Raw genomic sequence first — 22,267 nt, 5'->3', positions numbered from 1 at the left:
GAAGTTACAGCAAGTCGTCAGGCGACTCGTCTGTATCAGGGTGAAACTGATAGCGGTCCAGGTCGATCAGGTTCTCGCGGCTGAACTCGATCCCTTCCTGTTCGAGCCGAAACCGCTGTTCTTGAAACGACCCGTCATCAGACATGCCGATCTTGCCTTGGGCATTGATCACGCGATGCCACGGCAACCGGTGCGTTTTGCTCATCGAATGCAAGATTCGCACCACCTGCCGGGCCGCGCGCGGGCTGCCGCACAGCTTGGCGATCTGTCCGTAGGTCATCACGGAGCCGGCCGGAATGCTTTTGATGATAGCAATTGCTCTTTCAGTAAATGGGCTCATGCTGCTATTATATCACAGCCAATTTATGGAGAACCTCTACGGTGGAGGTGTGTGCCAAGATGCAATACCACAGGTGCGCAAGCTTGTTTGTTAGGTGCGTTTGAAGCGCAACTTGCGCAATTTGTATGTGAAAGCAAAATTATCTGTGACACTTTCTGGTGACAAAGTGTTATATCGTAATATTTAACGTACGAATCGCATGTCTATCAACTGGTTCTCTCTGCAAAAAGGATACTGTGATTATTTTACGTGTTGCGGAGCTTTCGGTAAGTTTCAAAAAAAGGCATGCACGACCATGAGGGTCGGGCATGCCTTTTGATTTATGCGAACGAGTGGAACGAAGGACTTCAAACAGCTCTTCGTCGATGATGAACAGAGCGGGTTCGGACATCCCTTCAGCACGGAGAACACCGTACTACTCGGAAACAGCACCATGGGGGGATAGAAGTCGGAGAGCAGCGGGTAGGTGATCCCTCCTACCGATTTTTCCCACGCATCATGAGACGGAACAGAGTCTAACCTGATACCCGGAACATGGGTATTGTGCTCTTCGAAACGGGACAGATCGTCCTCGTACGAAGGCATTTGCACCCCCCAATGCGGCAACCATATTATATTACCTATAATTTTATAACAATTCTAATTATCAGCGTCATGCAATCCGAGAAGTGTTCTTGAATGTAAAGGTGGTTACAGTAAGGGATTGGGTTTTGGCAAAGTCTCCTCTATAATGGTAAGAACTCCTAGTGAGAAGGGTGAATGTTGTGAAGAAAGGGAAAGTTATTTTTTTGAACGGCACCTCCAGTTCCGGCAAGACAAGCTTGACGAAAAAGATTCAGGAGCTGAGCGCGGAGCCGTATTTTCATCTGTCGCTCGACGTCTATGAGAACATGGGACCGGAAAGGCATCTGGAACGCGACTATTGGGGCATTTTGAACATGGCAGCGTCTGCGATGCATCATTCGATCGCCACGTTCAGCGACCGGGGGCTCAACGTCGTAGTCGATACGGTGCTGCTCGAGATCCCGCAGGAAGCGACTTGGCTGCCGGAGTGTGCAGAAGTGCTGCACGACTATCCGGTGCTGTTCGTTGGCGTGCACTGCCCGCTGCCTGAGCTGGAGCGCCGAGAGCTAGAGCGGGGCGACCGCGAGATCGGCCAGGCCAAATGGCAGTGGGATAAGGTACATACGCACGGGCTGTACGACTTGGAGATCAATACGCACGAAACGCCGTCGGACGCGTGCGCCGCGCAGATTTTTGCCGCTCTGGAAGGACTGGAACCGGGACAAGGTGCTTTTGCCGAACTGCACAGACGGTTTACCAAAGAGCAGTGAAACTTGCGATGCAAGGGGGGTGCCTGAAGGAATGAAAAAACGCCTTCTCCGAAGAGAAGGCGTTTGTGTTGATTAGTTGGTCGAGATGCCGCGTGCAGCCCAGATGCTGGTGATCGCAGATGCGTTTGCACCGCCGTTGAGGAGCTGGTCAGCCGTTTTGATCGCTTTTGCACCCGCGTTGAAGCCGGAGTTCGGGGTGAGGGAGAAGTGGGATTGCAGGATCAGCTTGGTCGCATTGTCAACGCCGAGCAGCTGAGCCATGTCGTACTCACCTTGCGACCAGATCTCGCCGTCTGCGTGAACTTCGCCATACCAGCTGCCCGGCATGACTTTGTTCTTGTCGAGACGACGCAGGCACGGCGGGTTGCTGGTGCTGTAGGAAGTAGAATCCCATTCGCCAATGCAAGCTTTGCCATAGGTGCCCGGAGCGAGCTTGTCTTCCCAGATTGCGCCGAGGTAGTCGCCGAAGCCTTCGCCCATCGCGCCGCCTTCCAAGGTGTTGCCGAAGCCCGGAACTTGGTTGTCCTGGATGGAGTGGCCGTACTCGTGTGCGATGATGCCCGCATCTTCCGCATCGTCAACGCCGCCGGTGCCGAAGGTCAGCTGCTTCGTGGACGGGGAGTAGAAGGAGTTGTCTGCCGTCGTGCCGTTTACGTTCACGGTGATCTGACGGTTGTTGACGTTGGTGAAACCGATCGATTGGATGTAGCGCTGCAGTTCATCGATATGGTAGTACACCATGACGTTCTCGAAGTGGTCGCTGCTGCGGGTATAGTTGAAGGTGTTGGTTGCAGAGTAGGAAGTTGCTTTCTTCTGCACCGTTTTTACGTATTGGCCAACCAGGTTGCCGGAACCGTCCAGGCCGCGCAGGGTGACGGTCTTCAGTTGGTTGGTCAGAGCGGTGGAGTCCGCATCGTTGTTGTCAGCGAAGCCGGTTTTGGTGCCGGCAGATTGGATCGGGTTCGGCAGGAACACTTTGCCGGTGCCGTCAACTTTTTGGTTGAGGTCTTTGTTCTTCAGGACGTTGCCCGTTTCTGCGTCAACAAACGTTTCCCAAGTGGTCAGGGAGTCTGCATCCACAGCGGTAACTTTATAAGCAGGAACTGCCGAGTTGCCTTCAACGTAGTAGCCGAAGACGCGGGATACCAGTTCTTTGGTGTTTTTCACTTTGTTATGACCGAGCGCTTTGCCCTCAGCATCGTTTTCGTTCAGTTTCGGCTTCTTGCCTTTGACGCCGGTCAGGTTCGGCACATAGTCGGACACGACCAGAACCGGGGTGCCTTGGTTGTCCAAGGTAACGGTTACTTGATGATAGAACACATCAGCGCCGTCTACCTGTTGCTGGTAGCGAACATAAGAACCGAACTCAGTTTTGATGGTGGATACGTGTTTCAGGTCGGAGAGATCCGTTTTGAAACCGTATTGGCCAGCGGATTGCTTGAGGTAGTTGTCTGCAGATACCTTCGTATCTACTTTCGCGGCGGTGGTCGGCGCCCCTTGCACCGATTGCGCCATCGCTTGCGGAGCAAGCATGGTCAACATCATGGCAGTTGCGACTGCCGTAACAAAAGTTTTGCGATTTTTCATGACCCTTTAAACCTCCCTATTTTGTTTTCACAATTATCTTATAATTGTTTCGGTAGAATTGCAAGTGTTTTTTATCAATGAACCCACAGTAACTCGAAATTTATATTTATATGTAAGTCGGCAATTTTAAAAAACCTAAAAAAGCCGCATGCCAGAAGGCATGCGGCCATAGAACCATTTGCGGTTATCGGTTGTTATCGTTGTACTTGTTGCCGCCGTTTCCATCGTTACCCGTGGTAACGTCGCCGCGGAACAAGAGCGAGAGGCAGTACAGGCCGGAGATGCCGACCAGTGTGTAGACGAGACGGCTCAGCCAAGATCCTTCGCCGCCAAACAGCGCCGCAACCAAATCCCATTGGAACAGGCCCACCAACAGCCAGTTCAGTGCGCCGATGATGATGAGCGTCAGTGCGATGCGATCGAGAGTGTTCATACGGGTCATGTGCTCCTCCTCCTTTCGACTGCGACTTCAGTGTTACAATTCCCCGGCGGGAATCGGCCTATTAGAGGAAGATGCTGGTCGGCTGGCGTCTTCATGGTCGTGCAATTCATCCGTCTTGGGGTTGACGGTTGGCAGATAACCTTTGGCAAACTCGTAGTGCAGCGGCGTGGCAGCTTGTTTCGCTTCTCTTTCCACGCGTTGCTCTATTTCGATCTTTCGTTCCGAATTCATCGTCAGAACCTCCGTTCAAGCTGAAATCTTGCTGGGCTTGCGGGAATAGTATGTTCAATTGCATAAAGAAATGCGCAAGGAATTGCGTTGCAAGCGATTGGCACAAGATGGTATACTTAAGATCGAAATTCTGGAGGGCGGGGATTAAATGTCTAACGAGTATTTCGTGATTAAAGCCCAAGACAATGGCGTGCAGGTCATCGGCTTGACGCGCGGTCAGGATACGAGATTTCACCATGCGGAGAAACTGGACAAAGGTGAAGTGATGATCGCGGAGTTTACCGAACATACATCGGCTGTGAAAGTGCGCGGACGTGCGACGATCTGGACGAAATTCGGCAAAATTGAAGCGGGCGAGACCGATTCCGAATAGAGCATACGCAAACATCGGACAAGAAGAGGAGCAAGGTGTCAGGACTGGCGCCGGGCTCGTCTTTTTTTGTGTTCCCTCGCATATCCTCGTACTACCTGGTAAAGGGGGAGAGCCTGATGTCAAAAGGTCTGATCGCTGCGCTGCTCGTCTCCACGATCCTCGCGCTCGCCCTGTCGCTGCTGCCTGCGCAGGCGCTTGAACGGTGGGGTGGCCAGCAGTATGAAGCCCGCACCAGCGGGGATGTGCCGGTGCTGAAGCGGGAGCAGGTCGTCGATGAGCTGGGGACGCTTCGGCTTGGCAGCCACCTGCAGCAAGTGGTCTGGGAGCAGGACAAGCTCGTGATCATGCTGGCCGTGCCGGGCGCCACGCTGCACGGGCAGAACAAGCCATGGCACGACATCTACAAGATCGCGCATCGTTTCCTCGTCGAGGTGCCGCAGCAGCAGGCGGTGGAAGTGCGCGTCGTCACCTATGAGCATCCGGAGCAAGTGGAACTGTCGGTTATAGCCAACCGCTCCGACATGGTCGGGGCCCCGAAGCCCGATTCGCAGACCATTCAGGCGTTTGTGAGGCAAAAGCTGGATGTGAGTGAAAAAAATACAAGGACAAATTGACGCGGCCGTATCCCGCGTCTTTTTTCTCTTCCTAGATAGAGAATGTATGCAAAGTCGAACACCCCTAAAAACCCTTGTGTATCATGGTTCTTAGGATGTGTCTTGTTGTTTTTTCTAACGTACTTCTAACATCGGGATTATCCTTGCTTCCTAAGGGGCATATTATCGTCCATCGCAAACATAGCTGCTTTGCGCTTGTGATCCTGCGTGTGCAAATAGATAGACGTCGTGGCGATGTTCGTGTGGCACATGAGCTCTTGCAGATCGCGCAGGTTGTTCATGTTGTCGAGCTGGAACGTTCTCACGCGCGAACAATAATCCTCTGTCATTATACACATTCCGATTTCGATCTGATCTCACTCTGAACCGCTATTTCTATTTTAAGATGGTAACGACAGTTCGGCCCAACAGGTATTTTTCGAATGGATGCGGTGTCCTCGGTTTTTGAGAAAGATACCTTTTGTGGAAAGATACCGCGATATTCGGTTTAGGCAGCGATTACAACGGATCCTGCAGGACATCCAGAGCACTTTTCGTCTCCAGACTACCAGTTACAATCAATGAGGGTCAGCCCGAATGATGACCGATAAAACGGGCATTTTCAACGTAATTCAACCTCGTTGTGATACGCTTAGCACAGGATATGGATAGACCACCAACGCGAACCAGTCGCGCCGATGGTCTTTTCTTTTTCTTATTTGGCTTTCGAGCTCTTTTGGAGATGTTTGTGGAGGTACAGTTTGTTTACAAATAAAAAATCCACCCATTCTAATAAGTAAGGAAGGGGTGGATTCAACTTATGTCACTGTGTTACCAAGAGATCGTACCAGTGGTTGTTGAATTGGTGTTACAAACAATATCGAGATAATAATCGCCTGCCTTCAATTTCGAGCTGGACGAGAAACCGATCGTTCCGTTACGTTGTTGGAGGAACTGCGGAATGATCTCATCATCAAAAATGAGTCCTTTTTTGTACACCGAGTAGTAACATGACGAAGTAACCCCAGAAACAGAAGCGCTTTGTGATCCAGAAACGTTCAAGTAAGCATCCGAACTAAGGGTAAAGTTTTTCTTTGCAGAACCGCCATAACCAGTATGATTGAAGCTGTACGTGGTCGAGCCAGCGTACGCAACCGTTACAAAAGCAGTGATCATACCTACGGTTGCAATGGATGTAAGGATTTTTTTGTTCATTTTAGTACCTCCTAAGTTTAATTACTTCCAAATATATAATATAATAATTAATATTTTATGTCAAATGGTTATTTCAAACTCCTAATCGATAGTGCGAGCTATTGACATTTCCCGCTAGTCCCCTCACCAATTAACAAAAAAATGTTGATGGAGGTAGCGACATCCTGAAACTGAAAAAATCGACATTTAGACGGTTTCTGTCCAGCAAATCAACACGGCGCAGTACAACCGGCGGCGTGACATGCAGCCTGATGATTCGGAAAATGAGTAGCTGAAACGGTCGATGGAGATGTATGGATATGTCGACCCGCTGATTTGGAACCGTCGCAGCGGCAACCTCGTCGGCGGTCATCAGCGGTTCAATGGCTGGTGACCGCCGTGGCCACGGAGGTGGATGTGTCGGTAGTGGATCTGGATGAAGCCAGCGAGAAGGCACTGAACATCGCACTCAACAAATTGTCTGGTGATTGAAATGACGAGAAGCTGACGTCTCTTCTGGAGAAACTGCGTGGGGCAAGTTTTGAGCTCGCGTTGTCCGGATTCGACGATACAGAGGCGGACAAGCTGATCGTTCTTGCTTTATATTCCCTATTAATGGCGTAGTTTCCATTGTAGACGTATGATGGGGAGGGGTTGTGTTTTCTTGGATCAATCCGAATTGTACGGCGAATGGAAAAATGCAGGATTATTACAACACTAGGGAGGTGCTGAGGAAATCATGACATTTTCTCAAATGCTCCTTAAAGTTACATATGAGTTTCCAGGGCAAATGGCAGCAAAAATGAGACCACCTCAAACGTCGTAATGAGGGAAGTGGGATGGTGAATATTGGTGGGGAAGCCGCTTCGAAACGAGGCGGCTTAATTCATGGGGTGAAGGAAATCACTCCGCTTGCTGGAAATATAACAGCGAGGAGGAGTGAGCCATGAGTGAAGATACCAAAAAAAGATGCTTTGTCGTCACTCCGATCGGCGGCGACAATACAGACATTCGAAGAGCTGCAGAAGGGGTGATCGATGCAGTGATTGAACCGGTGCTTCAAGCAGAAGGCTTTGAAGTACATGTAGCTCACCGTATGGCGAACCCGGGATCGATCAACAACCAGGTCATCACCCACATCATTGAAGATGAATTGGTGGTTGCCAACCTAACGGGGTTGAACCCGAACGTAATGTACGAGTTGGCTATCAGGCATGCAGCTAGAAGGCCTGTCGTGATCATCTGCGACCGGACTGAAACTCCAAGGTTGCCGTTCGATATAGTCGAGGAACGCACTATATTCTACTCCAACGACATGATGGGGGTAGTGGAACTCAAAGCGCAATTTGAAAAGATGGTCAAGCACGCAGTAGAAGACCAAGAGCCGGATAATCCGATCTATCGAGTAATCGAACGAAACATGGTACTTCAAGACACTTCAGTCGATAAGATAGATAAGTACATTCTCAAGAGGCTTGAGAGCATTGAGGATGCGATTAGTGGATTGCGCCCGCTGGCAAATACTGGTGCAACAAGGAATAGTAATCGAAGAATAGCCGGAATGGAAAACGTGAGTGAATTTGAAGTTCTTTGCATAGCAACCAGAGATATATTAGGCATTGATGAGATACTAAACGCAATTGAAAAGCAGCAGTTACAACCAGATTATGTGCTTATTGACGGCGCAAGTGATGGAGATCCAATAATACAGGGTAAGAAATTTATCATCAGATTGGGTTATAAAGTAGAAAAATCATTGAACGAGATTTCAAAAATAAAGAAAGTATGTAGTCTATTCGATGTCCCGTTCACAACTTTGTCTGTGGATCACCAGAAAGCGATTGGATAATTTGTTGTCTAGTGCATGAAGTCGCCGTAATGGCGGCTTTTTATTTTGCTGGGGGTGGTGATATGTAGATGCCAAAACCGATCAGCGAAGAGTGGCGCTGAGCATGGGCGATCTTCAGGGACAGAGGCGGTAAGATCTCCAACCGTGAGATTGCCAAGCGACTGAGCGACGAGTTCGCAAAGGACGTCAACGAGAGGACCGTCGGAGGCTGGAAGTTGGCCAGTAAGGACAATTTGCCGTTTCATTTGGCCAATGGAATCAATACGTTCGATACGGAGTACTCCGCTAAAATAGAACGGAGTACTCCGAAAAAACAGCATCATGGAGGTGCTCCGCCGGGCAACATTATTCTCGTCCGCGGTATGGACGATCACCGGCAGGGGCGACAGTGGTGCCGCTGGGCTGAGCACGCTGCGCTGTATCGGTCATGGCTTGATCATCGAGTGTGACGTCCTCATGCCGGTCAGCGTGCAGCGGTTATCTAAATACAAGCACTTCGACGTGTTCAGCGTCGCAGGTGGAACACAACGAGAGCGCGATGAGGCGGTCTCTTTTTGTTTCTCTAAGCGAGGGGCGGGCTATGACTTACACGGCCGTGATTGCACTCGGACTGCAAAGCTTGATCCGCCATGCGCCTCTGGAGCGTTCTGGGAAGCGACGGAAAGCGCAGTACTGCGCGACTGCTTCCATGCAGTTGCAGAAGCGCTCCGAGCGGTCAAACAAGCGTTGCGCAGGTGTGGCGTACGTGCTATATTAGCGCTCTAAAGTTGATCGGAAATTGATAAGGTCGCAACACGGCCGCCCAGCCTCGCCATTTGGCGGGGCTTTTTTTATTTTTCATCTCATCTTTTGGTCTCATGAGCGGCTCAAAAGTAAGACCAAGAAGGAGGTGCTGTATGCCTTACGTTCCAAAGACAGACTGGAAATACAATGATGTACTGTCTGAGATGGATATGAATCGGATTGAAGGAGGTATCGCAGAGGGTAAGCAGCTGCTGGATGCCCACGCTGCTGATAAGAGCAATCCGCACGGTGTGACAGCGACACAGATCGGTGCGGAAACGCCTGATGGAGCGCAGGCGAAGGTCAACACTCATGTAATTGACAAGAACAATCCGCACGGCGTGACAGCGGCACAGGTAGGGGCGATTGAGAAAGGGACCAGCAATACGTCTGTGAGCAAGTACACAGCTGTCTTGCAAGCGGTGGACACACGATCGGTAGCGCTTGGCTACGAGGGCAGTGGCAAGTTGACAACTGTAACGGAGAAAGACGGTGCGATCACCGTGAAGACGACTACACTTGGATACGACGGCAGCGGCAAGTTGACCGCTGTCACCGAGGTTGTCGGCGGCGTTACAGTCACAACCACGCTCGGCTATACAGGTAGTCAACTGACCGGCATCACAAAGGCGGTGGTGTGATGGACGCGGTCGGATATGCGCTGGCAGCAGCTGTGAAAGTGAGGGGGGGTATCGTCGAGGCGAAATCACCTCATACGTTTGCAGTGCAAGGCTTGAGGGGTTTTGCTCTTAATGGCAAAGGATACGCTTGCGGCGGAACTGACACATCAACTGCCTATCAGAGAGTCTTCATCTACGATCCCACTTTAAACGTATGGGGGGAGGTTGCTTCGATGCCTGGACTTAGGGCATATGGTGTAACGTTCTCGATCGGGACGAAAGGCTATTGGACGGGAGGGCAAGGAAATGATTCAAGCTTGTTCGAGTACGACCCTGCCGCCAACACGTGGTCATTGAAATCTCAAATAACTACAGGTAGGCAAAATGCTGCTGGATTCTCCTTAGGCGACAAGGGCTATGTCTGTGGCGGAAACATTAACGGTCCTAGCACCACGAATAAGGTCGAGATGTACGATTCCACAACAAACACATGGTCCACGAAAGCATCAATGCCAGATGCTAGGGTTTACGCAACGGGGTTTTCGTTAAGCGGAAAGGGGTACATCGCCGGGGGGGCTGATTCATCTTTATCGATCCGCAACACCCTTTACGAGTACGACTCAGCAACCAACACTTGGGCCACGAAGGCCGCGATGCTTGATTCCAAGAACAGCCCTGCCGGTTTCGCTATCGGTAGTACCGGATATGTTGCGGGGGGCGACCAAATAAATACCATCGATGCATATGATCCAGTGACTAACAAATGGTCAAGGCAGGGATACCTAGAGCAAAGAAGGCACCAAAGTGCGACTTTCGCAATCGGAAACAGCGCTTGGATCGTTGGAGGCTATTCTCAGACCCAGCAGGTGATCACAAACGTAAACACTCAATTTACAGCACCTTACACAGAAGGACTGGACAACCTTATCGGTTGGCTTGCCGCAATATAAAGGAGGAATACTCATGCTCGATCCATTGGCAATTTTGAAAGAAGCAAAGAACGATTTCGGCAGCACGGCGACTTTTGCGCAAGTTGAGACGGAGATCGCCAAGCACGATTACCAGGCTCTGTGCAACGCTGAGCGCGGGCGCTACCGCGTGGAGTTGTACGACAAAGTGACACAAATCAACGGCGTGGCGCCTGAGGTCATCATGTCCGACGTACCCGCCGATGGCGAAGTGTACTTGATCTACGTGGACGGGAACCTCACCTTTCTGCAGAAGCACGATCCGAATCAAGCGGGCTTCGCGCCGATGGATGCAGCCAAGGCGACAGAGATCGCTAACAATGCCGTTGACAGCATGGTTGAGCAGGCGGTGGATGCGGCGGTAAAGCCGCAGGTGCTCCGCGCGTTATTATGATTAGATTGGAAAAAACCTCGCTTAAATGGCGGGGCTTTTTTTGCGTTCTAAAACTAGCTCCCAGCACAAGAAGCGGAGATACAACGTAAAGATGCTGAACTGCGGCGAAAGGAAGAAGGCTCGAAATAATGCATAGCGAGAGGCGGCAATGAAGAGCGCAAAGCCACCTCTTTAGCTCGTACAATCAAGTGAAGGAGATAGGGTGATGGGGTCTTCTAAGCAAGTGGCTGCATCGTCAAACAAAGAAGAACAGTAAAGAGAGGGTGATAAATCGTGGATGCTAAACTGGTCCTTGTGTCGATGGCAATAGTGGTGATTATCTCCTTGACGTTCGGCGTGGTTATTATGTTGTGGTCATACGGCGTCAAGGATATCAGATTGCTTCTGAGCCCGATCATCTCGATCTTCTCCTATTCTGCCGATATTGTCGTTCCACATGGTGCTATTTAAAAGCGACTGCAGCGAAATTAACTTGTGGGCATTTTTCGGGAATAAAAATCATGTTCGAAATAAGGAGCAAAAAAGCAGCAGCAATCGCACAGGAGTAAGTCCTAATGAAGCATTTAGACATTACGAGGACGAACTGAGTAAGGGTCTTTTTGAAAGCTGGGCTCGATAGCCATTTAATACGGGCTATCGCTTTATTTATTTTATCCCCACGATCCCCGCCAACTCCACACCGATCACGTCCCCGGCCAAATCATGCCCCTTCAGAAGCTCCGGAGTGGCCCACTTCGGCACCATCGCCACCTCATCGATCCGGCCGCTCTCGATCCAGTTCTCTCTGAGTATCTCCTTCTCGATCATCGCGCGACGGTGCTTCAGGAGGATCATATAGTGTCCTTCCCAAAGCTTATTTCCTCGTTGCTTCCAATCCAACTCCCTATGTGAATGTTTGTTCTTGTTCTATGACAGGAGAGGGATGTATATCAAACGGCGCAGGAGGCATATGCACGTTTCTTTGGGCTCTCTGCATACTTCCGCCAGCGCAGTCTGAAAAACGCAGGAGAGGACGTTTACGCGGGGCAATGGAGTCGTTTGCAGGAAACGGCGCGACCTTACACGAAATTAATTTCTATATCCAAAAATAGGGAGGTGGAAATGATGACAAAGGCATGGTGGGTTGACCCGTATCCTGAGATGAAATAGTTGATAAGACACTGGCTAACCCGGTGTCTTTTTGTATCCACTGAGGATGAATTGGACGCGCCAATCCTAGCCAAATGGCAGGGCTTTTTTCATCTCAAACACGAATAAACCGAGGTACTCTCTCCTCGATCTCAAACCGGCTGATCTAGTTCCTTTCCCAAACGCTGGGGCGGTGAAAGGTTGGAGCTGGTGAAGTATGTATAGCAAGCCCCGTCGTGATCCGAATGGGGAGTTTAGCCGAACTCCGTTTTAGTATATGCCGTTTGATATGTGTTTAAACCTGTCTCTAGTAACATGAAGGTATCCACATAAAGCACACCGATTTGTCTTTATAAAGAAGCGCGCGGAAGGTGTCTGAGGAATGATTGGTGTTTTGCCGGACTAGAACAGTAGATTTAGAATAAAGTATGAGTGGGCTAATAAAGATCAACGCAGAAATCAACGTGTGGTTAAAGGATTTCAAACTAAGAGCCAGGCGGCTACAGCTTACAGAAGACTATCACAAGTGGCGCGTTCTGGTGCGTCACTTTTTCTATCGCTTTTCTAACATTTTTTCTAACGCACTACGATACACAATAGTGAACCATTCAAAATGAAACAGCGTTACCCCTTTGGAAATCCGCACCACGGTTATCAAAATGAAACTGTACGATACTATATGCTTCCCAAAAGAATAATGCTATACTAAGTCTAATGAACATTACAGGAAACTTCATATTTCCTGTCGAAAAAGACCATGTTAAACTTGGTTTAGTAGCTTTGTATCCTAGGGCTGGTCGGGCCTTTTTCTTTTGTATCGGGGTTTGGCAGCCAGTCTGAGTAGGAGATGGAACCATTGCAAGTACAACAACGCATCGAAGAGACCTGCGTGCAGGACATCCGGTCGAAGCTTTACGCTGAAATGGATCATAAGTATTTATCTGCGATCATTGCTCATCCGACCCCGGAAAAGCTGCAACTGGCACTCAGTGAAGCGATGTGCGAGGCGGCCGGCCTGAATGGGAAGGAGACGGAAACGATCGTTTCCACTCTGTTGCTCATCTATCACGGTCTGGCCTTGCATGAAGAGATCGAGACGTTAGCCCGCCATGAAGATGAGCGGTACCGCCAGCTTGGCGTGCTCGGCGGGGCCTATTATTCCAGCAAATATTACCGGCTGTTGGCAGAGAGCGGACAGATCAAGCTGCTTGGTCAGTTTGCCCGCGCCATCCAGTCGATCAATGAGGTAAAGGCGGAACTGGTTCGCGTTCCGGGTGATTTCACCCTTTCTGTGGAAAGATATCTGCATATGCAGGAGACGATCCACGGAGCCCTGCTCCGCACGCTCTGCGCGGCACTGCTGCCGGAACAGGCGCAATGGGAGCAGCTCGTCACCCATCTGGTGCGGGCGAGCGTCCTCAAGGCGGAACTTGACAAAATGTCTGACCAGACTTGGGTGCGCGGCGCGGCCAACCTGTCGCTTTGGCAACAGGCGAACGGTGAAGAGAAGAAGTGGCTGAAAGCGATCAAAGCGAGCGGCGAGCCGGACAAACGGCTCATGTCCCTCTATGTGAAATATGGCACATCGATATACTTGTTCTCCTTGCTGGAAGAAGCGGCTTCTCTCGCCGAACCGGCGATGATGATGATGCATGGCTTGCGTGATGAGCTGCGCGCCCTGCCGGAACAACTGCTGGCTCCGGGGGCCTACCCGCGTCGAGTTTGCGAAGAAGGTTGAGGGGAATTCAATGGATAAGTTCGCTTCGAAAGAAGAAAAAGTTCATTACGTCTTTGAGCGCATCGCCAAACGCTACGACCTGATGAACTCCGTTTTGAGTGCAGGTTTTCACAAGCGCTGGCGCAAGATCACGATGAAGCGCATGAATATACAGCCGGGACAATCGGCGATCGACGTGTGCGCAGGCACCGGCGATTGGACGGTTGCGCTGGCCGAACAGATCGGGGCGGAGGGCAAGGTGGTCGGTCTGGACTTCTCGCAGGAGATGCTGAAATACTCGTATCCGAAGATCGAAAAGGCCGGCGTCGGCAAACAGGCGTCGATGATCTACGGCAATGCGATGGATCTCCCGTATGAGGATAACACGTTTGACCACTCGACGATCGGCTTTGCGCTGCGCAACGTGCCGGACATCCGCAAGGTCTTGTCCGAGATGATGCGCGTCGTCAAACCGGGCGGGCAGGTCGTGTCGCTCGAACTGTCCAAACCGGTCTGGAAGCCGTTCCGGGCCCTCTATTTCTTCTATTTCTATAAAATCCTGCCGGCGATCGGCAACCTGGCATCTCGCGACAGCATCTCGTACTCGTGGCTGCCGGAGTCGCTGACCAACTTCCCGGACCAACAGGAACTGAAGAAGATCATGGAAGAGGTCGGCATGACCGACGTCCGGGTCTGGAATTTCTTTGGCGGCATCTGCGCCCTGCACATCGGCAAAAAGCCGGTGCAAAAGGATCTGCGCAATGAGTAAGGAATATGTCGTCGGAATGACGGGAGCGAGCGGTGCGGTGTATGCGATTCGGCTGGTGCAGGAACTCTGCCGGGCCGGTCATCGCGTACACCTTTTGCTCTCCGAGTCGGTCTGGCAGGTGTTCACCCTGGAGATGGGATGGGATGTCTTGCACGGCGATCTGACTGCGATTCCCCGCTTGTTTGAACTGCCGGAAGATGCTGACTTACAGATCCATGGCAGCCGCGACTACGGAGCGCCGGTGGCGTCCGGGTCGCACCTCACGGCCGGCATGGTCGTGATTCCGTGTTCGATGGGAACGCTTTCAGCGATCGCCAACGGCTCCTCTGACAACCTGCTGGAACGGGCAGCGGACACGCACCTCAAAGAGGGGCGTCCGCTCGTTCTTGTGCCTCGGGAGACGCCGTTTAATAAAATTCATCTGAAGAACATGCTGGCCACCGCCGATGCCGGCGCGAAGATCGTCCCGGCGATGCCGGGCTTCTACCACCGCCCGGAGACGATGGACGATCTGATCAATTTTGTCGTCGGCAAAGTGCTCGACAGCATGCAAGTGGAACATGCTCTGTTTCGCCGTTGGGGCGATCGGGAGAAGGAGTAGACGGGGGGAAGTACTGTGGAAATCATCACCAAAGACCACCCATTTGCAGCGATTTGGGAGAAGGTGCAGCGCGAAGAGCGTCTGACCTTTGAAGACGGCGTGAAGCTGATGTCGTCCAACGACATCACGGCGCTCGGCTACATGGCCAACTATGTTCGGGAGAAGAAGCATGGCGACAAGACGTTTTTCAACACCAACCGCCATATCAACCCGACGAACATCTGCCAGACGCTGTGCGATTTCTGCGCGTTTGGCGTGCGCATGAAAGATCCGGCTGCGTACACGATGACGATGGAAGAAGTTGAGCACCGCATCGACATGATCGACCCGGAAGCGACCGAAGTCCACATCGTCGGCGGCAACAACCCGGCGCTGCGCATCGATTACTATGAAAACATCCTGCGCAAAGTCAAGGAAAAACGTCCGAACTTGCATGTCAAGGCGCTCACCGGCGTCGAGATCGACCATTTCACCCGCGTCAACAAGATGACGGCAGAAGAAGTGCTCGACCGCCTGATCGCAGCCGGCCTCGACTCGATGCCGGGCGGCGGCGCCGAGATCTTCGCCGAAGAGCCGCGCTCGATCATCTGCGACCACAAGACCAGCGGCGAGCGCTGGCTGGAGATCCATGAGATCGCACACAAAAAAGGCCTGCGCACCAACTCGACGATGCTGTACAACCATGTCGAGTCGCTCGAAGACCGCATCGACCATATGATCCGCCTGCGCGACCTGCAGGACAAGACGGGCGGTTTCCAAACGTTCATCCCGCTGTCCTGGCATCCGGACAACACGGAACTGATCAAAAAGTTCCCGCACCTGCACATCTCGACCGGCTTTGAAGACTTGAAAGTCATCGCGGTGGCTCGCCTGATGCTCGACAACATCGATCACATCAAGACCTACTGGATGCAGGTCGGCGAGAAGCTGGCGCAAACGGCGCTGTGGTTTGGCGCAGACGACCTCGACGGCAACGTCGTGGAAGAAAAGATCTACCATGCTGCGGGCGCGCAGACATCTCAGGGTATGGCAAAAGCAGACTTGGTAAAATTGATCCGCGACGCAGGCCGCATGCCGGTGGAACGCGACACGCTGTACAATGTCGTCAACACCGATTTCTCGCACCTCGAGGGCAAGAAAACTGCCCCGGTCGAGGAGCTTCCGGTTCTCTAATGAATCCGCTCCATGTGCGGATCGGCCACATCAAGTTTACCAACGCGCTGCCGATCTGCCATTTTCTTGACAAGTCTGACCCTGAGATCGAATTTATCCCCGGCGCGCCGAGCGATCTGAACCGGTGGCTGGCGGAAGGCACGGTCGATGCCGGGCTGTGCTCCTCGCTGGCGTATGCGGAGCTGGCCGATGACTTTGTGGCGTTGCGCGGCTTGTCCGTGTCAGCAAGAGGCCCGGTCGGCTCGATCTTCTTCTTCTCGAAGCGTCCATGGGAGGAGCTGAACGGCGCGGTGATCGCGCTGCCGACGATCTCCAAGTCGAGCTCCAACCTGCTGAAGATCCTGCTCGCTGAGACGGGGATCGCGCCTGCTGAATACGTCACGCTGCCGTCCGATGATCTGCATGCGATGCTGGATCAGGCCGATGCGGCGCTGTTGATCGCCGATGATGCGCTGTACTGGTCGGTGCAGGAGCACGGCTGCTATCTGTACGACCTGGGGGAAGAATGGAACAAACGCACCGGCCATTCGATGACCTTTGCCGTTTGCGCCGTTCCCAAGCGTCTGATTGAAGAGAACCCGGAGAAAGTGCGCAAGATCCACCGCTTTTTCCTTGAAGGGAAGCAGAAAGGCCTGGCCGATATGGATGCGGTGATTGCGCAGGCGAAGCGCATGCTCGGCCAGACGGAAGAATTCTGGCGCGCTTATTTCAATAAATTACGTCATGACCTGGATGAAGAGTGGGCGGTCGGCGCCAATGCCTATTTTGACGCTGCCTACCGTCATGGTCTGCTCAAAAAACCGGTCAAGCTGGAACTGTGGGGTGACGAGGAATGAGTTTTGTGAACACGAAGACGACCAAGGTGGATGAGGTGCTGGACAAGGCACTGCAAGGCGAACGCCTGTCGCTCGAAGAAGGCACGATCTTGTACGAGTCGAACGACCTGACCAAACTTGGCGCAGCAGCGAAGAAGATCACGCAAAAGCATGTCCCGGACAACCTGGGCACGTTTGTCATCAACCGCAACATCAACTACACGAACATCTGCGACACCTACTGCCGTTTCTGCGCTTTCTACCGCACGGCGAAAGATGCGGACGCGTACGTTTTGTCGGATGAAGTGATTTTTGATAAAATTCAGGAGACGATCGACCTCGGCGGCACGGAGATCCTGATGCAGGGCGGCACCAACCCGAACCTGCCGTTCTCGTACTACCTCGACCTGCTGAAGAAGATCAAGTCGCGTTTTGACATCACCATGCACTCCTTCTCGTCGGCCGAGATCTTGAAGATGGTCGAAGTGTCCGGCTTGCCGCTCGATGAAGTGATCGTGCAACTGAAAGCGGCGGGACTCGACTCGCTGCCGGGCGGCGGCGCGGAGATCCTCGATGACAGAACCCGCATGCGCATCTCCAAGCTGAAAGAATCGTGGACGAAGTGGATGGATGTCCATGATGCGGCACAGCGCCACGGGATGAACACGACGGCGACGATGGTCATCGGCTTTGGCGAATCGATCGAAGAGCGTCTGCTGCACTTCATCCGCGTGCGTGAACAGCAGGATAAGACCGGTCGTTTCACCGCCTTTATCTCCTGGGTGTACCAGCCGGACAACACCGCGCTCAAAGGCACCCGCGCGACGGCGGCGGAGTACCTCAAGAACCTGGCGATCTCCCGCCTGATGGTCGACAACGTGCGCAACTTCCAGTCCTCCTGGGTGACGATGGGCGACAAGATCGGGCAGTTGGCGCTGGAATTTGGCTGCAATGACATGGGCTCGACGATGATCGAGGAAAACGTCGTCTCGGCAGCCGGCGCGCACAACCGCAGTGACAAGGAAAAACTGATCCGCTTGATCCGCGATGCAGGTCGCATCCCGGCACAGCGCGACACGCAATACAACATTCTGAACATTTTCTAAGGTGGATTTTGAATGAAGTTGATGGACATCTATTTTTCGCTCAAATCGGATCTTGACATGGTGGAGCGTCGGCTTCTTGACGAGGTGCACACTTCCCAGTACAACCTGAAGAAAGCATCTTCTCATCTGTTGAAAGCAGGCGGGAAGCGGATTCGTCCTATCTTCGTCTTGCTCGCCGGGAAGTTTGGCCGCTATGATGCCGCCCAGCTGACCCGGGTCGCCGCCGCGCTTGAGCTGATTCACATGGCCTCTCTCGTTCACGATGACGTGATCGACGATGCCGCCACGCGGCGCGGCACGCCCACCGTCAAGTCGGAATGGGGCGACCGGATGGCGATGTACACCGGCGACTACATCTTTGCTCGGGCGCTCGTCATGCTCGCCGAGTTCTCGGATGTTCGAATCCATCAACTTCTTTCGGAGTCGATCGTCGCCATGTGTGAAGGGGAGATCGAGCAGATTCGCGATTTCTACAACAAGGAGCAGACCTTGCGCACCTATCTGCGCCGCATCAAGCGCAAGACGGCGCTCCTGCTGTCGATCTCCTGCACCTTGGGCGCCATGGTCGCCGAATGTACGCCGCGTGAAGTGCGGCTCTTGGAGCGCTACGGCTACTATGCCGGGATGGCGTTTCAGATCATCGATGACATTCTCGACCTGACCTCGACTCCGAAAAAGCTTGGCAAGCCGGTCGGCTCCGACCTTCGCCAAGGCAATTTGACGCTTCCTGTGCTGTTTGCGCTGCAAAATTCGCGCGATGCACTGCGTCTGCGCCAGTTGATCGGCCGCGACATGACAGCGGCGGAAGTGGAAGAAGCGGTGAAGATCGTCAAGGCCTCGGGCGGCATCGAATATGCCCGTCGGATGGCCGACCGCTATATGGAGAAATGCTTGCACGCTCTGCAGCAGCTTCCGGACAAGGACGCCCGCTCAAAGCTGGAAGGCATCGCTCATTTCATCAACGAACGCGATCATTAATTGATCGCGTTCGCTTGCGTATCGGCTTCCACCTTGGTAAAATGGACAAGGATTGTAAAGAAATGCGTACATAAAGGAGTTGTCTTAACCAATGGCAGTTGAACAAACTTTCCTCATGGTAAAACCGGACGGCGTACAACGCGGTCTGATCGGTGAAATCGTTTCCCGTTTTGAAAACAAAGGCTTCAAGCTCGTCAACGCGAAACTGATCCAAGTTCCGCGCGAACTGGCAGAGTCCCACTACGCTGAACTCTCCGACAAGCCGTTCTTTGGCGAACTGGTTGACTTCATCACTTCCTCCCCGGTATTCGGCATGATCTGGGAAGGTGAAAACGTGATCTCCACCGCTCGTGCGATGATGGGCGCAACCAACCCGGCTTCCGCAGCACCGGGCACCATCCGCAACGACTTCGCGATCTCCGTTGGCATGAACATCATCCACGGCTCCGACTCCCCGGAGAACGCACAGCGCGAAATCAACCTGTGGTTCGGCGGCGAGACTTTGTCCTACGACAAAGCGATCAACAAGTGGATCTAATCGGCTGAACAGCAAAAGCCCGCTTCCTGATGGAGGCGGGCTTTTTGATTTGCTTTTGCTGTTTGATTTTCTTTTTTATTGAAGATACGCTTTTAGTTCCGCCATTTTTTCCAGCGTCGCTTGGCGGCCCTGCTCGATGCAGTAGCTGATCTTGTCAAATGAGGTGAAGGTGACGTTTTTGATCACCGGTTGCAGGGCAAACACGTTTTCATCGAACAGTTGGAGGGAGATGATCTCGTTTTGCATGATGTCCACGCCGCGCATAAACACATCAAGAAACGTTTTCGGGGGCACGGTGACGTTTTTCATTTCCGTGTCATGCAGGTCGACAACGATCACTTTGTCACAGCCGGCCTGCACGAGCACTTCGGCCGGGATGTTCATGCGCACCGCGCCGTCGACGAGCGAGCGCCCGTCGATCACGCGCGGCGTAAAGAGGCCGGGCAGGGAGCAGGAGGCGCGGACACAGGCGCCTTTGTCGCGCATCGGCTGATAGATCCAGCCGCCGAGCTCGTAGCTTCTCGCGAACAGGGGCTCGGTGAAGATGATCGTTTCGGCGGTGACGATGTCAACAGCGGTGATGAACAACGGGATTTTCGGATGGGTGGGAGGGAGGGTGAACAGCTGGTTGAGGAAGCGCTCGAAATTGGCGCCGCGGATCAAGCCCTGCGGCAGGAGCCGGGTCCAGTCTTTGGTCAGTCCGAGGTATTGCAGCGGCAGCAGGGCGAGCAGTTTGATAATGTCGAACGCGCTCGTCGTCCAGTCGATCAGCTCGCGCCCTTTCAGGCTCAAGGCGATCTTGCGCAGCGTGGCCGGAGGAAGACCGTTCGCATACAGGGAGGCGATGACCGACCCGGCGGAGGTGCCGGCGATCATGTCCGGCCGGATGCCCGCTTCCCAGAGCGCCTCCAGCACCCCGATGTGCGCCGAGCCGCGCAACGTGCCACCGCTTAATGCCAAGCCCAGTTTCATGCAAATTCCTCCCTTGCGGCAAGCGGATGGAGGCAGGACTTTCGACTTTGCTGGACGAATAGGTAAGCGTGGCATCAGATGGAACTAAGGAGGTACCCGCTTTGCCGATTGATGATTTTGATCTGTTTATGGAAAGCATCTTCAAATACACGAGGATCGACTTACGCAAATATAAACGTCCCCAGATGCAGCGGCGCTTGACTGCGCTGCGTGACAAGCGGGGCTTTCGTGATTTTATGTCCTATTTTGACGGGCTGAAGAAAGACGACAAGATGTTCGCCGAGTTTCTCGACCGCATGACGATCAACGTGTCGGAGTTCTTCCGCAACCCGAACCGCTGGGACGTGGTGCGCGACCGGGTGGTCCCGGAGATGTTGGCCGGCAAACGCCGCTTGAAAATCTGGAGCGCCGCCTGCTCGACCGGAGAGGAGCCGTACACGCTGGTCATGCTGCTCAGCAAATTCATGCCGCTGTCCGACATCCAGATTCTCGCCACCGACCTTGATGAAAATGCTCTGAGCAAGGCCAAACAGGGCCTGTACTCGGAACGCTCCCTGCACTTTGTGCCGGAAGAGTATAAGCGAAAATATTTCACGAAGACACCGCACCACCTGTTTGCCGTGTCGGATGACGTCAAAAAATGTGTGACTTTCAAGAAACACAACTTGCTCGAAGATCCGTTCGACTCCGATTTTGATCTGATCGTCTGCCGCAACGTGATCATCTACTTCACCGAAGACGCCAAAGACATTTTGTATCATAAATTTTCAAATGCGCTGCGTCCCGGCGGCGTGCTGTTTGTAGGCAGTACGGAACAGATATTTAACCCGCAGTCTTTTCGATTTACGACTTACGACACTTTCTTCTATCAGCGTCAATAGTGCCTCTATACCCTATGTGAGAGGGAGGGTGTCCTACGACCTCTTTTGAGTGTCGAAACTCCCCGAATCCTGTCGTGTAATTTACATCCAATAATTTTAGAAATCCTGCAGATTTCCTATTTACTTTCAAAGAATTTCGACTTAGAATGAAATAGGAATAGCGATTGGTTTTCAAATCTGAGTCATATTGAGTTTAATCTGATTTAGTTTTAGCCAAATCGCGCAGAGAGCCCCACCAAAAAAACGGGGCCTGGGAGGCATATCTTAAAAATATTGCACCAAGCTTAGACGAGCTACCATATAGACTCCAGATGCAGCTACTGACGTCAAGAAAAAGGACTGACCCTTGCGGGCAGTCCTTTTTCCCATCTTGAGCGGCTTGCGTGCACAGTCAAACAAAAAGGATTCGTGCGCAGTGCGCAAGAATCCTATTGTTCGCTTATTTGTCGAGATTGGTAATGTAATTGGCTACTGCACTAATTTCTTTATGGTCTTTCAGGAGGCCGCCCGGCATGTTCGGCGAAACACCATCAGTGATGATCTGTTGGATCGTTTCAGCGGACAGCTTCTGACCTTTTTCGTGCAGGCTCGGAGCCAGATCGGTGCCCTTCAGGTCCTTGCCATGGCAAGAAGCGCAGTTTTGCATCACGAGCTTTTCAGCGTCAATTGCTTTTTCTTCCTTGTGCTGGAAGGTGTCTGCGGAATAAGATGCGAAGCCGCTGAAGGCGACGCCCAATACGAACAGAACAAGTACGATACCGATACCACGTAAGCTCATAGTTCACACTCCTTTCTTCTACATCAACCATTTTACCATGACCATATGAAAATACACACACTTGATTTTTTGGAAACTTGTGTCCAAAAACGTACACTTTTTT

26 protein-coding genes are annotated in these 22,267 nt (G+C 52.4%); 17 read left to right on the top strand and 9 right to left on the bottom strand.

Translation table 11 applies throughout. The features are described 5' to 3' along the window. Positions 1–4: 4 nt before the first annotated feature. Positions 5–340 carry an MGMT family protein gene (locus tag EV586_RS02815; RefSeq protein WP_132943547.1) on the bottom strand — a complete coding sequence of 112 codons (336 nt, stop codon included), beginning with the start codon at positions 338–340 and terminating at the stop codon, positions 5–7. A 764-nt stretch (positions 341–1,104) separates the two neighbouring features. Here EV586_RS02815 and EV586_RS02805 point away from each other — a divergent pair. Continuing rightward, positions 1,105–1,674: a chloramphenicol phosphotransferase CPT family protein gene (locus EV586_RS02805; protein ID WP_165898191.1), complete on the top strand. Its 570-nt coding sequence runs from the start codon at positions 1,105–1,107 to the stop codon at positions 1,672–1,674. Between the two features lie 72 nt (positions 1,675–1,746). Here EV586_RS02805 and EV586_RS02800 read toward each other — a convergent pair whose 3' ends face one another. The 3 genes from EV586_RS02800 to EV586_RS02790 form a co-directional block, all read right to left on the bottom strand. After that, the gene (locus tag EV586_RS02800; RefSeq protein WP_243652902.1) at positions 1,747–3,261 is read right to left on the bottom strand and encodes a M36 family metallopeptidase; all 1,515 of its coding nucleotides are present in this window, start codon (positions 3,259–3,261) and stop codon (positions 1,747–1,749) included. A 184-nt stretch (positions 3,262–3,445) separates the two neighbouring features. Continuing rightward, positions 3,446–3,703: a DUF378 domain-containing protein gene (locus tag EV586_RS02795; RefSeq protein WP_243652901.1), complete on the bottom strand. Its 258-nt coding sequence runs from the start codon at positions 3,701–3,703 to the stop codon at positions 3,446–3,448. A gap of 33 nt (positions 3,704–3,736) precedes the next feature. Next, positions 3,737–3,934 carry a hypothetical protein gene (locus EV586_RS02790; RefSeq protein ID WP_132943545.1) on the bottom strand — a complete coding sequence of 66 codons (198 nt, stop codon included), beginning with the start codon at positions 3,932–3,934 and terminating at the stop codon, positions 3,737–3,739. 148 nt (positions 3,935–4,082) lie between these two features. On the opposite strand from EV586_RS02790, the gene mtrB reads away from it, so the two are divergent. Together mtrB and EV586_RS02780 are read left to right on the top strand one after the other, a co-directional pair. Beyond that, positions 4,083–4,307: a trp RNA-binding attenuation protein MtrB gene (gene mtrB, locus EV586_RS02785; protein WP_132943544.1), complete on the top strand. Its 225-nt coding sequence runs from the start codon at positions 4,083–4,085 to the stop codon at positions 4,305–4,307. A gap of 116 nt (positions 4,308–4,423) precedes the next feature. Continuing rightward, entirely contained in the window at positions 4,424–4,921 is a 498-nt protein-coding gene (locus EV586_RS02780; RefSeq protein ID WP_132943543.1) for a hypothetical protein, read from the top strand. A 137-nt stretch (positions 4,922–5,058) separates the two neighbouring features. Here the strand turns inward: EV586_RS02780 and EV586_RS20935 are convergent, their stop codons facing one another. Beyond that, positions 5,059–5,226: a hypothetical protein gene (locus tag EV586_RS20935; protein ID WP_165898190.1), complete on the bottom strand. Its 168-nt coding sequence runs from the start codon at positions 5,224–5,226 to the stop codon at positions 5,059–5,061. 505 nt (positions 5,227–5,731) lie between these two features. Then, entirely contained in the window at positions 5,732–6,115 is a 384-nt protein-coding gene (locus EV586_RS02775; protein WP_132943542.1) for a hypothetical protein, read from the bottom strand. A 925-nt stretch (positions 6,116–7,040) separates the two neighbouring features. Between EV586_RS02775 and EV586_RS02770 the strand changes: the two genes are divergently transcribed. The 5 genes from EV586_RS02770 to EV586_RS20930 all read left to right on the top strand — a co-directional run bounded on the left by EV586_RS02770 (position 7,041) and on the right by EV586_RS20930 (position 11,158). Next, a complete protein-coding gene (locus EV586_RS02770) occupies positions 7,041–7,943 on the top strand; it encodes a hypothetical protein (RefSeq protein ID WP_132943541.1) in 903 nt (300 codons plus the stop codon). An 896-nt stretch (positions 7,944–8,839) separates the two neighbouring features. After that, on the top strand, positions 8,840–9,367 hold the full coding sequence (locus tag EV586_RS02765; protein ID WP_132943540.1) for a hypothetical protein: 528 nt from the start codon (positions 8,840–8,842) through the stop codon (positions 9,365–9,367). After that, positions 9,367–10,296 carry a Kelch repeat-containing protein gene (locus EV586_RS02760; RefSeq protein WP_132943539.1) on the top strand — a complete coding sequence of 310 codons (930 nt, stop codon included), beginning with the start codon at positions 9,367–9,369 and terminating at the stop codon, positions 10,294–10,296. The genes EV586_RS02765 and EV586_RS02760 overlap by 1 nt, the downstream gene beginning before the upstream one ends. A 13-nt stretch (positions 10,297–10,309) precedes the next feature. Then, entirely contained in the window at positions 10,310–10,708 is a 399-nt protein-coding gene (locus EV586_RS02755; protein ID WP_132943538.1) for a hypothetical protein, read from the top strand. Positions 10,709–10,981: 273 nt separating this feature from the next. Then, positions 10,982–11,158: a hypothetical protein gene (locus EV586_RS20930; RefSeq protein WP_165898189.1), complete on the top strand. Its 177-nt coding sequence runs from the start codon at positions 10,982–10,984 to the stop codon at positions 11,156–11,158. Positions 11,159–11,353: 195 nt separating this feature from the next. On the opposite strand, the gene EV586_RS02750 is transcribed toward EV586_RS20930, so the two are convergent. After that, positions 11,354–11,542 (bottom strand): hypothetical protein, encoded by a 189-nt coding sequence (locus tag EV586_RS02750; RefSeq protein ID WP_132943537.1) that lies wholly within the window; start codon positions 11,540–11,542, stop codon positions 11,354–11,356. 1,150 nt (positions 11,543–12,692) lie between these two features. Between EV586_RS02750 and EV586_RS02745 the strand changes: the two genes are divergently transcribed. From EV586_RS02745 to ndk, 8 genes are all read left to right on the top strand, one after another. After that, positions 12,693–13,574 carry a heptaprenyl diphosphate synthase component 1 gene (locus EV586_RS02745; RefSeq protein WP_165898188.1) on the top strand — a complete coding sequence of 294 codons (882 nt, stop codon included), beginning with the start codon at positions 12,693–12,695 and terminating at the stop codon, positions 13,572–13,574. 10 nt (positions 13,575–13,584) lie between these two features. Then, complete coding sequence (locus EV586_RS02740; protein WP_132943535.1) at positions 13,585–14,322, top strand: demethylmenaquinone methyltransferase; 738 nt, start codon at positions 13,585–13,587, stop codon at positions 14,320–14,322. Further along, entirely contained in the window at positions 14,315–14,923 is a 609-nt protein-coding gene (locus EV586_RS02735) for a UbiX family flavin prenyltransferase (RefSeq protein WP_132943534.1), read from the top strand. Before EV586_RS02740 ends, EV586_RS02735 begins: the two co-directional genes overlap by 8 nt. Positions 14,924–14,938: 15 nt before the next feature. Next, the gene (gene mqnE, locus EV586_RS02730; RefSeq protein ID WP_132943533.1) at positions 14,939–16,096 is read left to right on the top strand and encodes an aminofutalosine synthase MqnE; all 1,158 of its coding nucleotides are present in this window, start codon (positions 14,939–14,941) and stop codon (positions 16,094–16,096) included. After that, the gene (locus EV586_RS02725) at positions 16,096–16,932 is read left to right on the top strand and encodes a menaquinone biosynthetic enzyme MqnA/MqnD family protein (RefSeq protein WP_132943532.1); all 837 of its coding nucleotides are present in this window, start codon (positions 16,096–16,098) and stop codon (positions 16,930–16,932) included. The genes mqnE and EV586_RS02725 overlap by 1 nt, the downstream gene beginning before the upstream one ends. Further along, complete coding sequence (gene mqnC, locus EV586_RS02720) at positions 16,929–18,017, top strand: cyclic dehypoxanthinyl futalosine synthase (RefSeq protein ID WP_132943531.1); 1,089 nt, start codon at positions 16,929–16,931, stop codon at positions 18,015–18,017. Before EV586_RS02725 ends, mqnC begins: the two co-directional genes overlap by 4 nt. 12 nt (positions 18,018–18,029) lie before the next feature. Further along, complete coding sequence (locus EV586_RS02715) at positions 18,030–18,995, top strand: polyprenyl synthetase family protein (protein ID WP_132943530.1); 966 nt, start codon at positions 18,030–18,032, stop codon at positions 18,993–18,995. Positions 18,996–19,086: 91 nt separating this feature from the next. Then, complete coding sequence (gene ndk / locus EV586_RS02710) at positions 19,087–19,533, top strand: nucleoside-diphosphate kinase (protein WP_132943529.1); 447 nt, start codon at positions 19,087–19,089, stop codon at positions 19,531–19,533. Between the two features lie 75 nt (positions 19,534–19,608). Here the strand turns inward: ndk and EV586_RS02705 are convergent, their stop codons facing one another. Beyond that, entirely contained in the window at positions 19,609–20,505 is an 897-nt protein-coding gene (locus tag EV586_RS02705; protein ID WP_165898187.1) for a patatin-like phospholipase family protein, read from the bottom strand. Positions 20,506–20,612: 107 nt separating this feature from the next. On the opposite strand from EV586_RS02705, the gene EV586_RS02700 reads away from it, so the two are divergent. Beyond that, positions 20,613–21,386 (top strand): CheR family methyltransferase, encoded by a 774-nt coding sequence (locus EV586_RS02700; RefSeq protein WP_132943855.1) that lies wholly within the window; start codon positions 20,613–20,615, stop codon positions 21,384–21,386. Positions 21,387–21,825: 439 nt separating this feature from the next. On the opposite strand, the gene EV586_RS02695 is transcribed toward EV586_RS02700, so the two are convergent. Next, positions 21,826–22,164, bottom strand: a complete 339-nt coding sequence (locus EV586_RS02695; protein ID WP_132943527.1) for a c-type cytochrome — start codon at positions 22,162–22,164, stop codon at positions 21,826–21,828. Positions 22,165–22,267 lie beyond the last annotated feature (103 nt).

The sequence above is a fragment of the Tumebacillus sp. BK434 genome (assembly GCF_004340785.1).
In the GTDB taxonomy this organism is placed as follows: Bacteria; Bacillota; Bacilli; order Tumebacillales; family Tumebacillaceae; genus Tumebacillus_A.
Note: the sequence above shows the minus strand (reverse complement) of the source record. Positions and strands in the feature narration are given on the sequence as shown.